14 protein-coding genes and 1 tRNA gene are annotated in these 13,317 nt (G+C 43.7%); 6 read left to right on the top strand and 9 right to left on the bottom strand.

The window, feature by feature from the left end; translation table 11 throughout:
• Position 1: 1 nt before the first annotated feature.
• Positions 2-1,063: a tRNA preQ1(34) S-adenosylmethionine ribosyltransferase-isomerase QueA gene (queA, locus tag JSY38_RS17010; RefSeq protein WP_205114339.1), complete on the bottom strand. Its 1,062-nt coding sequence runs from the start codon at positions 1,061-1,063 to the stop codon at positions 2-4.
• 158 nt (positions 1,064-1,221) lie between these two features.
• Here queA and JSY38_RS17005 point away from each other — a divergent pair.
• Both JSY38_RS17005 and JSY38_RS17000 read left to right on the top strand, forming a co-directional pair.
• Positions 1,222-1,306 (top strand) — tRNA-Leu (locus tag JSY38_RS17005).
• 90 nt (positions 1,307-1,396) lie between these two features.
• Positions 1,397-1,594: a DUF2986 domain-containing protein gene (locus JSY38_RS17000; RefSeq protein WP_205114337.1), complete on the top strand. Its 198-nt coding sequence runs from the start codon at positions 1,397-1,399 to the stop codon at positions 1,592-1,594.
• On the opposite strand, the gene JSY38_RS16995 is transcribed toward JSY38_RS17000, so the two are convergent.
• Positions 1,591-2,406 carry a helix-turn-helix domain-containing protein gene (locus tag JSY38_RS16995; RefSeq protein ID WP_205114335.1) on the bottom strand — a complete coding sequence of 272 codons (816 nt, stop codon included), beginning with the start codon at positions 2,404-2,406 and terminating at the stop codon, positions 1,591-1,593. The genes JSY38_RS17000 and JSY38_RS16995 overlap by 4 nt on opposite strands.
• 226 nt (positions 2,407-2,632) lie before the next feature.
• Here JSY38_RS16995 and JSY38_RS16990 point away from each other — a divergent pair, with 226 nt between their 5' ends.
• The 3 genes from JSY38_RS16990 to JSY38_RS16980 are packed head-to-tail and all read left to right on the top strand — an operon-like array spanning position 2,633 to position 6,545.
• Entirely contained in the window at positions 2,633-4,057 is a 1,425-nt protein-coding gene (locus tag JSY38_RS16990; RefSeq protein WP_114411141.1) for an alanine/glycine:cation symporter family protein, read from the top strand.
• Positions 4,058-4,113: 56 nt separating this feature from the next.
• Entirely contained in the window at positions 4,114-5,517 is a 1,404-nt protein-coding gene (locus tag JSY38_RS16985; RefSeq protein WP_205114333.1) for an aspartate ammonia-lyase, read from the top strand.
• Positions 5,514-6,545 carry an asparaginase gene (locus JSY38_RS16980; RefSeq protein ID WP_205114331.1) on the top strand — a complete coding sequence of 344 codons (1,032 nt, stop codon included), beginning with the start codon at positions 5,514-5,516 and terminating at the stop codon, positions 6,543-6,545. The genes JSY38_RS16985 and JSY38_RS16980 overlap by 4 nt, the downstream gene beginning before the upstream one ends.
• Before the next feature lie 46 nt (positions 6,546-6,591).
• Here the strand turns inward: JSY38_RS16980 and JSY38_RS16975 are convergent, their stop codons facing one another.
• The 4 genes from JSY38_RS16975 to JSY38_RS16960 all read right to left on the bottom strand — a co-directional run bounded on the left by JSY38_RS16975 (position 6,592) and on the right by JSY38_RS16960 (position 9,557).
• The gene (locus JSY38_RS16975; RefSeq protein ID WP_205114329.1) at positions 6,592-6,948 is read right to left on the bottom strand and encodes a VOC family protein; all 357 of its coding nucleotides are present in this window, start codon (positions 6,946-6,948) and stop codon (positions 6,592-6,594) included.
• 6 nt (positions 6,949-6,954) lie between these two features.
• Entirely contained in the window at positions 6,955-7,842 is an 888-nt protein-coding gene (locus tag JSY38_RS16970) for a DMT family transporter (RefSeq protein WP_205114327.1), read from the bottom strand.
• Between the two features lie 111 nt (positions 7,843-7,953).
• Positions 7,954-9,000 (bottom strand): NAD(P)H-dependent flavin oxidoreductase, encoded by a 1,047-nt coding sequence (locus JSY38_RS16965; protein WP_205114325.1) that lies wholly within the window; start codon positions 8,998-9,000, stop codon positions 7,954-7,956.
• 41 nt (positions 9,001-9,041) lie between these two features.
• Positions 9,042-9,557: an NADPH-dependent FMN reductase gene (locus JSY38_RS16960; protein ID WP_114411201.1), complete on the bottom strand. Its 516-nt coding sequence runs from the start codon at positions 9,555-9,557 to the stop codon at positions 9,042-9,044.
• A gap of 87 nt (positions 9,558-9,644) precedes the next feature.
• Here JSY38_RS16960 and JSY38_RS16955 point away from each other — a divergent pair, with 87 nt between their 5' ends.
• Positions 9,645-10,073 (top strand): GtrA family protein, encoded by a 429-nt coding sequence (locus JSY38_RS16955; RefSeq protein ID WP_205114323.1) that lies wholly within the window; start codon positions 9,645-9,647, stop codon positions 10,071-10,073.
• A gap of 26 nt (positions 10,074-10,099) precedes the next feature.
• Here JSY38_RS16955 and JSY38_RS16950 read toward each other — a convergent pair whose 3' ends face one another.
• From JSY38_RS16950 to JSY38_RS16940, 3 genes are all read right to left on the bottom strand, one after another.
• Complete coding sequence (locus JSY38_RS16950) at positions 10,100-11,104, bottom strand: pirin family protein (protein ID WP_205114321.1); 1,005 nt, start codon at positions 11,102-11,104, stop codon at positions 10,100-10,102.
• Positions 11,105-11,239: 135 nt separating this feature from the next.
• A complete protein-coding gene (locus JSY38_RS16945; protein ID WP_205114319.1) occupies positions 11,240-12,502 on the bottom strand; it encodes a histidine kinase dimerization/phospho-acceptor domain-containing protein in 1,263 nt (420 codons plus the stop codon).
• Positions 12,499-13,179, bottom strand: a complete 681-nt coding sequence (locus JSY38_RS16940; protein ID WP_114411150.1) for a response regulator transcription factor — start codon at positions 13,177-13,179, stop codon at positions 12,499-12,501. The genes JSY38_RS16945 and JSY38_RS16940 overlap by 4 nt, the downstream gene beginning before the upstream one ends.
• Positions 13,180-13,317 lie beyond the last annotated feature (138 nt).

Genomic DNA, 13,317 nt, shown 5'->3' with positions numbered 1-13,317 from the left:
CTTATTCCTCACCTTGCGGGCCTTTAGCCTGCGCATTTCGTGTAATAAACATGGCATCACCATAACTAAAAAATCGATATTTCTGCTCTACTGCTTTTTTATAGGCGGCCATAACATGATCATAACCCGCAAAAGCACTAATCAGCATAATCAACGTGGATTCTGGCAAATGAAAATTAGTCACCAGAGCGTCCACTGTTTTAAATTCATAACCTGGGTAAATAAAAATACTGGTGTCGTCCTGCATCGGCGCTATCTCGCCACTTTGGCTCGCCGATTCAAGGCTGCGAACACTGGTTGTACCCACTGCGATAACTCGACCGCCTCGCGCCTTAGTCGCTTTTACTTGCTCAACCACGCTAGGCTCAACTTCAACATACTCAGCATGCATTATATGGTCTTGTACGTTTTCGACCTTCATCGGCTGAAAAGTTCCTGCACCAACATGCAAGGTAACAAATGCCATTTCTACGCCTTTTGCTTTTAGCTTTTCTAACAAGGCATCATCAAAATGTAATCCTGCAGTCGGAGCTGCAACCGCACCTGGTTTTTGATTATAAACCGTTTGATAGCGTTCTTGATCACTGTCTTCATCAGGACGTTCGATATAAGGCGGCAGCGGCATATGTCCAGCACGCGTTAGCACATCCAAAACCGGTTCATTAAAAACAAGATGAAATAAAGCACCTGAACGACCAATCATAGTCGCTTCAATTTGCTCACCCTTATCTTGCCCTAAAATCAGCTTGCTGTTTTCTTTTGGTGATTTACTTGCACGAACATGAGCCAAAGCTTCGTTCGTATTAATGACTCGCTCAACTAATATTTCGACTTTACCGCCAGACTCCTTTTGCCCAAAGACACGAGCAGGGATAACTCGGGTATTATTAAACACCATCAAATCGCCCGGCTGAACCAAATCCAACACATCAGGAAATTGACGATGAACCACATCACCTGTAGGGCCATCAAGATGCAATAAACGACTAGCGGTTCTATCAGGCATCGGGTAATTGGCGATCAATGAATCAGGTAAATCAAAGTGATAATCGGAAACGAGCATGGAAAGAAAGCTACCTAGAAAAAACGACCCAGTATTCTAGCGAAAATCCTGATAAAAAGGTACTTCCAAGCTATCAGAAGTGAAAAAGATAAAAAATAATCCTTATTGCCGTTGACATATGTTGGAAATACCCTAGAATACGCCTCACCTTTTTCAAGGCCAGTGTGGTGGAATTGGTAGACACGACGGATTCAAAATCCGTTGCCTTCGGGTGTGGCGGTTCGAGTCCGCCTACTGGTACCAACATAAAAAAAGCCCTGATCGATGATCAGGGCTTTTTTTTCGTTCCTTGAATGTCATTCTTGGAAAGCAACGTCATTTAGGAACTAAAACATGAACCGTCGCAAAAAGATCAAAGACATATACGACAAACGTATGAAGCAAGCCAACTTAAAGGTTAACCCTAAAAAGGCCAAACCTAAGTATATATCTAAGGCTGAACGCGCCAAAATGGAAGCCGAAGCGGCTGCAAACACAAGCACAGAAGCAGCTACAGAAACACCAGACACAAGCGAAACAAAAGACGCTTAAAATCGCGCTCTAAAATGCCAGTCACCTTCAGCCATATCATTATGGATTGACTGGCAAATATCCTCATCTATCTCATCACTCTTTGGGTCATATAAACCACACTGAGCAACTGCGTGCTTTTTATTTATATTTTTTCCCAAATATTCGTACACAACTCGCACGCAACAAGGCGCTCTTTCGCCACTACCTGACACCCCTAGACGCAAGCCTGTTAAGCGCTCAACGCGATTTCGAAAAGAAGGGTAAAGTATAGTCTGGGTCATTTCTACGTGTGTCTGACTTTCAAAGTCTAGCAAAAACAATCGGTCCGAAAGCAATTGTACAAAGCCATTATAAACACCATGGAACGACTTTTTAATATTGCGCGGGTTTAGTCGCTCTGTACGTTTATAATAGGTCTTACCGTCTTGCGACTCTATATAAACCAAGGTGCGTAATATTTTCCCTGGGCACGCCATAGAGTAATAATACTCAAAATAGTAACCATCATATTTTGCCAAACCCAACTGACCGGATTGATTAAGCCGATTAAATTGCAACTGCTCAGGCGTCAGGTTTTTACTTGCTTCACTCTGACGAATTGGACGTACTTGCACCAACTTAACGAATTGCTCATGGGAGAGCATCATTTCATCAGGCTCTACACCAAAAAACTCACAGATACGCCGCTGAGTACTACTACTTGGCATGGTTGTACCATTGAGGTAACGGTTAAATTGTGCACGATTAATATTAAGTCGACGACATACATCCGCTACCGATTTGTAGTAACTGCATAACAATTGCAAGTTATCCGCAAAATGCTGAACCATGATAAGCCCTATTTAATCTTATTTTGCATACCAACATAAATTCGTCGCTAGTGTAATAAATCACAGAATAGATAACACGCATAAAATAGTGCTAGTTGACGCTACCATAGCATCAACTAGCATCAGACCGCACCTATTTACGAACTCCCCTTCCTACTCATTTTTCGTTCCAATGACCGCTTCAATACCCCCTTAATAAATCTAAAAACACTAGGAGTTATGATCCATGTTATCCCTTCTCACTGACTTGCTTTGGAGCAAGGTCCTTATTGCCGTATTAGTCGGTCTTGGTATCTGGTTTACCGTTGCGACCCGCTTCGTACAGTTTCGCTACTTTGGCAATATGTTCAGTATATTGACGGCCAAACACCATGAAGCTAACAGCAAACATTTAAGCTCATTCCAAGCATTAATCTTATCCGTTGCTGGTCGCGTCGGTGGCGGTAATATTGCCGGCGTCGCAGTAGCCATTACTATTGGCGGTCCAGGCGCTATTTTCTGGATGTGGGTTGTCGGCCTCATGGGCATGGCGACCAGCTTTGTAGAATGCTTGTTAGCGCAAACCTACAAATCAGCAGAAAGTGACGGTTCTTACCGTGGTGGACCAGCATTTTATATTGAACGCGGCCTAGGCAAAAACTGGAAATGGCTATCCGTACTCTACTCGATATTACTACTAGCCACCTTTGGCATCGCCTTCACCACACTGCAATCATATTCTGTTGCAACGTCGCTAGAAGATGCGTTTGGCATTCAGCCTTACTACAGCGGCATCGGCATGGCGTTCATTGTTGGCCTGATTATTTTCGGCGGCGTAAAACGTATCGCTCAAGTTGCTGAAATCTTAGTTCCTATCATGGCTGGCGGCTATTTACTTATCGCTCTCATCGTACTTGCGATGAACCTAAGTGCAATTCCAGACACGCTAGTTATGATAGTAAAAAGCGCCTTTGGCTTAGAGCCTGCATTTGGTGGCGGCATAGGTGCAGCCATTCTAATGGGCGTAAAACGCGGTCTGTTCTCTAATGAAGCAGGTCTTGGGAGTGCACCAAACGTGGCAGCGGTAGCTCACATTCCACACCCTGCAAACCAAGGTATCGTTCAAGCTTTCTCTGTCTTTATCGACACCATTGTATTGTGTACTTGTACTGCTCTGATCATTCTTCTTGGCAGCGCTTACGACCCAAGTAGCACAGACACAGTTCAAGGCGTCGCCCTAACTCAAGCTTCTTTAGCCACACACATGGGTGATTACGGACGGATGTTTGTCAGTATTGCTTTGTTGCTATTTGGCTTTAGTACCATTCTCTACAACTACTACCTAGGTGAAAATAGCGTTAGTTACCTAACCAAATCTGATAATCATGGTTTCTACATGAACGCCTTCCGCGTCATCATCATTTGCCTTTGCTGTACAGGCGCTATTCTTGATTTGGGCACCGTGTTCGCCTTTGCGGATCTAAGTATGGGGCTATTAGCGCTGGTTAACTTATTTGCTCTTGCCTTGCTATTTAAAATTGCAAAGCGCGTCATGAAAGACTTTGACGATCAGCGCAAAGAAGGCAACAAAACACCAACATTTGAAGCCGCCCGCTTTCAAGACTTAGAACTGGACCAAGAATCTTGGCCAACAAACGATTCTCACCGCTAATAACTCAACCTAGACTTCACCTCACCGTGATTCGGTGAGGTGTCAGGAAACACAAGATGAACACTCGCTCTGAATACGATTTACTTGGCAATATGGACGTTCCCGCCGACGCCCTGTACGGCATACAAACGTTGCGTGCTGCACAAAACTTTTCCATTACTGGCGTTCCTATTTCGCACTTCCCTGAGTTAATCAAAGCCTTGGCTATGGTGAAAGCTGCTGCCGCTCGAACCAACCAAGAAATGAAACTACTTACGACTGAAAAAGCAGACGCCATCGTGTTTGCTTGCCAAGACTTAATTCAAGGCCAGTATCATGACCAATTTATTGTCGATGTGATCCAAGGCGGCGCTGGCACATCAACTAACATGAATGCTAACGAAGTGATTGCCAACATTGCCTTAACGAAGTTGGGCTATGAAAAAGGCGAATACAAATACCTACACCCAAATGACGACGTTAACCGCTCACAATCCACCAACGACGCCTACCCAACCGCAGCTTGTTTGGGCATCCAATTTGCTGCAGACAATTTTGTCCCAAGCCTAGCATCATTGAAAACAGCGCTAGAAGACAAGGCTCGTGAATTCGCTCATATCGTCAAAATGGGCCGTACACAACTGCAAGACGCCGTACCAATGACATTAGGTCAAGAGTTCGATGCCTTTGCAGTCACTCTTGGCGAAGACATTGACCGCATAAGAGAAGCGTGCGCGCTACTGTGCGAAGTTAACCTTGGCGGCACGGCAATCGGCACAGGCATCAATACGCCTGAAGGTTACGCCAAACTGGTGGTAGAAAAACTCGCTACCATTTCGACAAAGCCTCTTGTACCAGCAAGCAACCTAGTAGAAGCAACTTCTGACATGGGAGCCTTTGTTTTCTTCTCCGCCATATTGAAGCGCCTAGCTATTAAACTCAGCAAGATGAGCAATGACTTACGCTTATTATCAAGTGGCCCTCGTACTGGCTTAGGCGAGATCAACTTACCTGCAATGCAGCCAGGCTCTTCTATTATGCCGGGCAAGGTAAACCCCGTTATTCCTGAAGCAATGAACCAAACGGCCTACCAAGTCATCGCATCCGATCTTGCAGTAACATTGGCCGCTGAAGCAGGTCAACTACAACTCAATGCCATGGAGCCGATGATCATTTACAACGTTTTGAATTCGTTAAAAATGCTCAAAGAGGCTTGTCAGATGTTAGAAACACGCTGCATTCGTGGCATCACTGCAAACGAAGCCATTTGCGCAGGTCATGTTGAAAACAGCATCGGCATCATCACTGCATTGGTTCCGCACATTGGTTATGCCAACGCATCCCGCATTGCCAACACCGCGCTGCACACTGGCAATACCGTAAAAGCCTTGGTCATTGAAGAAAACCTACTAACAGAAGAGCAAGTGAATATTTTACTGAGCCCACAATCCATGCTGTCACCTGGCAAGGTTGTCATATGAGCGCACAAGTTCTCATCTTATACACGGGTGGCACCATTGGCATGATTCAAACAGAGCAGGGGCTGGCTCCTGCTTCTGGCCTACAAGAGCGCATCGAGATGGCATTAGGGATGAGCGTAAACACGCTTCCCTCTTTTGAAGTTTTGGAAATTTCACCTTTAATAGACAGCGCCAACATAACGCCAAAGCACTGGACGAAGTTAACGTCTATTCTTGCGACTCACTGGAAGGACTATGAAGGTTTTGTCATTCTCCATGGCACGGACACCATGGCGTATACAGCTTCGGCCTTGTCTTTTATGCTTGGTGCCTGCACTAAGAATATCATCCTAACCGGTTCGCAAATCCCTTTAGGTATGAATCGAAGCGATGCGACTTCCAATTTACAAGCCGCATTATCGCTAGCAGTTTTCCATAAAATACCCGATGTGAGCTTAGTTTTTGATGGCAAGCTAATGCGTGGCAACCGCATTCAAAAAGTCAGTAGCAACCATATTGAAGCCTTCCAAGTACCCAATGATGATTTACTTGGCGAGCTGGCTATTGATATTAAGCTTCACCCAGATCGCATGATTAAAAGTAACGAAGAGAACTCAACACCCTTGATTGAAAACCGCATCGTTTGTTTTATAACAGGCGCTGTTAGTGTCATCACTCTTCACCCAAGTCAACCCATTACCGTTTTCCAAAGTCTACTCGATGACGAAAATTGCAAAGCCATTGTTCTGCTAACCTATGGTGCAGGAAATGTACCAGATCAGAATCCCGCGTTTTTATCCTTCTTAACAGAAGCCATGCTGCGCAAGAAAAACATCGTAAATGTGACGCAATGTCTGCACGGTGGAGTTTCTCAGGGCGCTTATGCGACGGGATCCATCTTATCGTCGATGAACGTATTAAGTGGTAGAGATATGACCTTAGAAGCCGCCTTCTGCAAACTCCATTGGCTAATTGCCACAGGGGAAACCTATCACGGTATTCTAGAGAAATGGAACACAAATTATTGCGGTGAGTTTACCTCTCTGTAAATATTCTAAAGGCCTTTGTGTTGAGCAACACAAAGGCCTTTAAAAGTTACTTGCTCGGCTCACTCCATACCGCCCATTCATTGCCGCACGGATCAAGGAAGTGAAAACGACGACCACCCGGAAAATCAAAAATCACCTGTTCTATCGTACCACCAGCCGTTTGAACTTTATCAAACACCACTTCAAGCTCATTGCTGTACAAAATCACCAAGGCTGCGCCATTTTGTGGGCGCGAACAAAAATTGGCCTGAAAAAAACCACCATCTAATCCCGCATTTTCAAAAGCTGAATATTCAGGACCATAATCTTTAAAACCCCAACCAAACACCTGAGTAAAAAAAGTTTTATTTAACGCTAAATCACGCGCTGGCAATTCAACATAATTGATTTTATTAGACTCCATATACCCTCACTTAACGGTCGATACCACAACCAAGATAACGCTCATCACAATCATAGCGCCACCAATCCATTGCTGCTTCGTCATTTTCTCAGCAAAGCGCACTTTCGAATAATACAAGGTTCCGATGATTTCAATCTGTCCTAAGGTTTTCACTAAAGCAGGATTCACCAAAGCAAAACCGGTAAACCAACCAATGGAACCTAAAGAGCTTAGTACACCTACTTTACAACTTAACGCCAACTCATTTTTAAATGGCGCCAACAAATCCTTACTTCTATAGATTTGAACACCGCACAAAATAATAGACTGTAAAGCCAAAACATACCAAAGTGTAACCCCTGCACTGGTTATCAAAGAGCCAGATAAAGAATGGCTGGCCATCGACGCGGTAACGGAAGTAACAGCAAAACAAAAACCACTCGCCAATCCAAGTAACAAAGAAATATCTTTATGAGCCTGTTTAATATTCTTCCATTTCACGCTCATAACAACGGCACCAAATACCCCTAAAAAAATCCCAATCCACGAGCCAATCGTCAAAGTATAATGCAACAGAGGTAAACCAATTAATGCAGCCAACACCGCTTCCGTTTTTGCCAACAAGGTTCCTAGTGCAAAACTACCAGACTGAAATGCACGTAACATAAAATACGTCGCCATAATTTGGGCTATAGCACAAATACTAGCAGCAACCCAAAAGCGCAGATTATTGTCGACTGATACCCAGCCAAACACATACCAACACAAAGCAAGGTAAACAGTAACTAATGGCAAACCAAACAAAGATCGAGACATGGTCGCATGCAGGAAGCCTGTTTCACGAGCCAACGTATTTTGATACGCCGTTCGAACTGACTGACAACCTGCTGCAAACAAAGTAATAAAGATCCACATACCAATGCCTTATATTGGATTTAAAGCGCTAGCATGAGGTTAAGAGAAGTATTTGTAAAAGGAATAAATCTTATATTTTGGATTCTATAAAGGAATGCTTTAGGGCGTAACTCAACAAACGTCGGCAAATTGCTTGGTTAATTCAAAAGCCGATATTTCTTTGCAGCCTGACACATTCTGACCACTCCACAGAGAAGAAAAATCATCCGAGCCGTGCATCTCTGCCAAAGCTTTCAACTGCGCCATTTCCATTGAGGCATGAGGAAACTCTGGAACATTACTATTCATATAACCAAGATCTTTCATAACTCGATTAGCGATTCCTCTTGCTGGTCGTCCCGTAAACACATTGGTTAAAGCGGTATTGTTAGCTTTTTGGCTTTTTAATGTTGCGCGATGCAACGCCGATGTTTTAGCTTCATCACACAACAAATAAGACGTACCTATTTGCACCGCCCCAGCACCAAGTAACAATGCCCCATTAATACTTCGAGCATCACAAATACCACCAGCCGCAATAACAGGGATATCGACTCGATCAACAATCTGAGGCACTAACGAAAACAGCCCAACCTGCGTAGAAACATCTTTCGAAAGAAACATCCCACGATGTCCGCCAGCCTCAAGCCCCTGGGCGATAATACCATCAGCGCCATTCTCTTCCAGCCAAATAGCCTCTTCCAACGTCGTCGCCGAAGACAACACCTTAGTGCCCCAGCGCTTAATTCGAGCTAGCAAGTCCGGTGCAGGCAAACCAAAGTGAAAGCTAATGATAGGTGGAGCAAAACCTTCTATCGCATCGGCAACATCATGACTAAAAGGCATTCGCGAAGCCGCTTTTACTGTCTCATCATATTGGCTAGAGAATTCATCAAAATAAGGCTTTAACAAGCCACGCCACTGCTGATGTTTTTTCTCGTCGTATTCTGTTGTCTGATGACAGAAAAAATTCAGGTTATAGGGTTTATTCGTAACCGCTTTAATTAAGGAAACCTGACGAGCAATATCATCCACACTCAACATAGCGCATGGCAAAGAGCCCAAGCCACCCGCTTTCGATACAGCAATCGCTAAAGCGCTGTCTTGAACGCCAGCCATAGGCGCCTGAATAATGGGAAAATCTATTCCCAACCATTCACATGTACGAGATTGCTTCATTCGGCTTCCTTATATTTAAGCGAAAATTTAAGACCGTAAATCTAAAATTTAGCAACAATGCCCGACAGTGCCTGTTTAACAGACTCGTCAACCATCTCGCCGTCTTTCATCACGCCATAAAAATTAGGCACACTCAGGCTACCAACAACGTTACCCTTAAAAAAAGGCATACTGTTTACCGTTTGAGCCAACACACTGCTCGCGCCACCAGGACCAGGCGATGTTGAAAGCACAACAATTGGCTTATCTTGATAAACCGCTTTTTCAATACGAGATGCCCAATCGAAGATATTTTTGTAGGCCGCAGAATAAGAACCATTATGTTCAGCAAATGAAGCTACAATAGCATCGGCTTGAGCAATAGCATCTACAAACGCTTGTGCTTGAGCAGGCACACCAGATTCTTTTTCAAAGTCCTCACTAAAAAGCGGCATTTCAAAATCATTTAAATCAAGTAGCGTTACTTCCGCACCATCAACCAAGTTAGCTGCATAACCAGCCAAAGCTTTGTTAATAGACTGTCGGCTTGAGCTAGCGCCAAATGCAAGTATTTTCATTTTCGATCCTTCTATTTCGGGAATGTAAAAAACGATGATAACAAGAGTTTCATATTTTTTTGATGTACCTATATTTAGAATGCCATCATGAGACGCATTTTTAAACATACATTTTTACGCTTTGCTATTGTGGGTGGCTTTGGCTTCTTAGTCGACCTTACAAGCATGGTGCTGCTTTCTATCTGGTTACCCCACCTTGCTGCCAGAAGCATCGCCTTTTGGGTCGCCGCGAGCTCAAACTGGTGGTGGAACCGCAGTATTACCTTTAGGGAAGCCAAGCAAAGCCACACCCACAAAAAAGCCGCCGCATTGCAGTTCATGCAATTTCTCGGCGGCTCTGTAGTGGCCTTTATACCAAACTGGGGCTGTTATCTAATACTCATGTCTCAACCACCAGCCAATATGACACTGGCTCTTTTATGGCCTTATCTAGCCATGGTACCAGGCATATTAGTGGGGTTAGTCCTCAATTACGCTTTCTCTCGCTTTTGGGTATTTTCCCCAGCAAAACTTTAAAGCATAACTACCTAAACATTGTTAGCTTAAGCTTCGCTATTACCGTGATCAGCAAAGCGCCCTTTTGCTTTATCATGCACTTGGTCATGGCGTGGCCAAGGCCAACCGCCAAATTGAGTACGTTGATAGTCACTAAAAGCTTGTTGTAACTCAGCTCTTGTATTCATTACAAATGGGCCATGCTGTTCAACATGCTCGCCAATAGGGCGACCTTGCAACAACAAGAAGCGCGCTTTCTTACCCTTGTTTTTCAGCACTAAAGACGCATCGCTTTTTAATGTAAAGGCTTCATTGATAGAGGCACTCGTTTCATCCAAAGTAACCTTTTCACCTTCAAAGAAGTATAAAGTACGGCTCAAACCAGCCGCCGCCGCAGGTAACGTCCATTCACCATTTTCTGGCAAGTCGATCAACCAAATAGCTACATCATTTTTACTATCCGCTGCCCATGAGTTTGGAGGACATGGCGAAGGATCGACATTCTGAAACGTACCAGCAACCACTTTGACTTGAGTGTCTAAACCGTTCGCATCCGCCACGCTCACCACTGGCGTATCCTCATCCCAAAGCATCGCAAAATGTGGCGGTACCATTTTGTTTTTACTTGGTAGATTCAACCAAATTTGAAAAAGCTCCAATGGATTAGGGCCATCTTCGTTTAACAAAGGAAACATCTCAGAATGCTGAACGCCTTCCCCAGCTGTCATCCACTGGGTATCGCCTTCACCATAACGTCCAGCAGCGCCAATTGAATCAGCGTGATCCACAAAGCCCTTGTTTACAATGGTCACTGTCTCAAAGCCACGATGTGGATGCGCAGGAAATCCTGGCACACTTTTTCCGTGGTACATACGCCAGCCATCAATACCGCCAAAGTCTTGTCCCAGCGGACGATTATTTAACGATGCATCAGGTCCCATAGAGCCATTGGCTTTAGGATAAGTATCATTGTGGAAGGCACAAAATAGAAAAGGATCAAATGTCGGCCAGAACATTTGTAACGGTATACGTTTTAAAATTGTTGAGCTCATAGGATGTTCTCCATCAAAAATCGGTATCAATATAAGAGATAGTAACATCAAAAAAGTCGATTGTTTTATGCTGATATTGAATCTAACCCATTAACTATTTGAATCTATTAACACCTTTAAACACTAACACCACCATTAAGAGGAATGAGGAAAGACCACCGTTGCTCGACAACCCCCATCGGCATTATCTACCAACGAAAACGAGCAATCGTATTTAGCACAGATATCACGTACTATCATCAAACCCAAACCATAGCCCTCACCGCCAGGTTTGCCACTCAAGCCACACCCGCTATCGACAATCGCTAACTCGTTTTCTGAAATAACAATATTTACATAACCCTCTTCGGTACAAGCCATGGCATTTTTCAACAAATTGCCCACTAAAATATGAAAAGTCGGAACTGGCAACTTCGTAATAATTTGACCTTTATTGATAATCTCAACGGTTACCTTTCTGCCAGCCAAATACCCTAAATGCATCTGTCTAATATCGTCATATTCACTCGTCTGAACCTCGCGCGAAGCAATGACATCTAAATCTTCATCTCGGGTCAGAGACAACAAGGTCGTGATGTAATCTTCCATCTCTTGGCAAGCCTGGGCCATTCGCACTCGTTGCCTTTCTAAAAACTCTTTTGAATCCGATTTACCCAGCAAAGTCGTTGCCCCTTTCATCACCATCAAGGGCGTTCGAAGTTCATGACTAGCATAGCGGTTGAATGCCCGCTCTCGCTCAATCAAATCACGAATTTGATTCTGATAAAGGTTTAAACGATCAACCAACTGTCGAATTTCTCTTGTCGCTGCCCCTTCAGGCAATTCAATGGCCGATAGATTAGCAGGACTACGCACACCAAGGCTTTGCGTTAACTGTGCCAATGGTTTAGTTAAACGGCCAGAAATCCGCATCACCACCCACAAGCTGACAATTAAAAGCAATAAGGACAAGATCAATTGAGTGCTTTGTGTTTCGAACATTTGCCCTTCAGAAATCTCATATATTTCATCGTAATGAATAACATAAATCTCTTTCAGCTCACCGTTCAAAACGACTTGTGAACGCATAGCAAACATCTCAAGCGTGGTATCAGAAGCTTCATCCAGCTCAAATGGTTTGTCATCTACCATGCCTTGCGCTAACACAATCCCTGGAGGCAAATTTTCTTTGCCAACATACACATCAGAAAAAGGCGGAACCGCCACATGGGCTAGCTCAGTACCATCTAACAAAGACACCGCGGTATTTTTATCTTTCAGCATGCGGTTTTCAGCATAAATCATTTCTATGTTTTCTATCATTGAAGTAAACATAGAAAAATGAAACGCGATGATCGCAAAAGCCACAATAGAAAAATACGTGAAGGTTAACTGTTTCGCGGTTTTAATTTGCTTCATTCATCACCTTCAGCAACAAGCCGATAACCCACTTTAGAAACGGTTCTCAAATAAGCATGCTCAAAAGGTCGATCTACCAAGCTACGCAATTGATAAATATGACTACGCAGCACTTTACTGTCGGGCTCTTCATCGCCCCATAAAGCATCGCAAATTTCGTCTTTTGATACGACTTCTGGGGCTTTTTGTATCAGGCACTTTAAAATGGTGTACTGAGAAGGGTTTAGTGAGTAACGGCCACCCTCTCTTTGCAAAACACGAGTATTCATATCTAAGGATAAACGCCCAAAAGTCAGGGTTTTGTTAGCCACACCTCCTTTACGTCGTCTAACCAAAGCCTGCAACCGAGAATCCAGAATTTCTAAATCAAAAGGTTTGACCAAATAATCATCGGCAAGATGGTCAAAGCCCGCCAATATATCGTCTTTAGTATCGCGCGCTGTCAGCATTAAAATTGGCGTATCTACGCCCGCTTCACGCAAAGACTTACAGACGGTTAAACCATCCATTTTGGGCAGCATGATGTCTAAGATAATAACATCATAATGTTCCGTTTTTGCTAACTCGTACCCTTGTAAACCATTGTTTGCATAGTCCAAGACATACTCTTTGATTTCGAAATAATCAAAAATCACTCCTGCAATGTCTTTATGGTCTTCTATTAAGAGTAGTTTCATAGTCATCTCAGTGATTAGTAAAGAAGATAGATAGCACTATTTTATGACATCTATTGTCACACAGTGACATGAAAAAAAAGTGAATCACCTTTTTGCGACCTACCTCTCTTTATTATGCCTTCATCGCATTTCCCCTTA

The organism is Marinomonas foliarum (assembly GCF_016906065.1).
Lineage (GTDB): Bacteria > Pseudomonadota > Gammaproteobacteria > Pseudomonadales > Marinomonadaceae > Marinomonas > Marinomonas foliarum.
This window is presented reverse-complemented; position numbering and strand designations above follow the sequence as displayed.

What these genes read in the sequence shown, in the direction of transcription:
- JSY38_RS16950 (WP_205114321.1), bottom strand. Translation starts at nt 11,104, where the DNA reads ATGAGCTCAACAATTTTAAAACGTATACCGTTACAAATGTTCTGGCCG.
- JSY38_RS16980 (WP_205114331.1), top strand. Translation starts at nt 5,514, where the DNA reads ATGAGCGCACAAGTTCTCATCTTATACACGGGTGGCACCATTGGCATG.
- JSY38_RS16940 (WP_114411150.1), bottom strand. Translation starts at nt 13,179, where the DNA reads ATGAAACTACTCTTAATAGAAGACCATAAAGACATTGCAGGAGTGATT.
- queA (WP_205114339.1), bottom strand. Translation starts at nt 1,063, where the DNA reads ATGCTCGTTTCCGATTATCACTTTGATTTACCTGATTCATTGATCGCC.
- JSY38_RS16995 (WP_205114335.1), bottom strand. Translation starts at nt 2,406, where the DNA reads ATGGTTCAGCATTTTGCGGATAACTTGCAATTGTTATGCAGTTACTAC.
- JSY38_RS16975 (WP_205114329.1), bottom strand. Translation starts at nt 6,948, where the DNA reads ATGGAGTCTAATAAAATCAATTATGTTGAATTGCCAGCGCGTGATTTA.
- JSY38_RS16955 (WP_205114323.1), top strand. Translation starts at nt 9,645, where the DNA reads ATGAGACGCATTTTTAAACATACATTTTTACGCTTTGCTATTGTGGGT.
- JSY38_RS16960 (WP_114411201.1), bottom strand. Translation starts at nt 9,557, where the DNA reads ATGAAAATACTTGCATTTGGCGCTAGCTCAAGCCGACAGTCTATTAAC.
- JSY38_RS16970 (WP_205114327.1), bottom strand. Translation starts at nt 7,842, where the DNA reads ATGTGGATCTTTATTACTTTGTTTGCAGCAGGTTGTCAGTCAGTTCGA.
- JSY38_RS17000 (WP_205114337.1), top strand. Translation starts at nt 1,397, where the DNA reads ATGAACCGTCGCAAAAAGATCAAAGACATATACGACAAACGTATGAAG.
- JSY38_RS16985 (WP_205114333.1), top strand. Translation starts at nt 4,114, where the DNA reads ATGAACACTCGCTCTGAATACGATTTACTTGGCAATATGGACGTTCCC.
- JSY38_RS16990 (WP_114411141.1), top strand. Translation starts at nt 2,633, where the DNA reads ATGTTATCCCTTCTCACTGACTTGCTTTGGAGCAAGGTCCTTATTGCC.
- JSY38_RS16965 (WP_205114325.1), bottom strand. Translation starts at nt 9,000, where the DNA reads ATGAAGCAATCTCGTACATGTGAATGGTTGGGAATAGATTTTCCCATT.
- JSY38_RS16945 (WP_205114319.1), bottom strand. Translation starts at nt 12,502, where the DNA reads ATGAAGCAAATTAAAACCGCGAAACAGTTAACCTTCACGTATTTTTCT.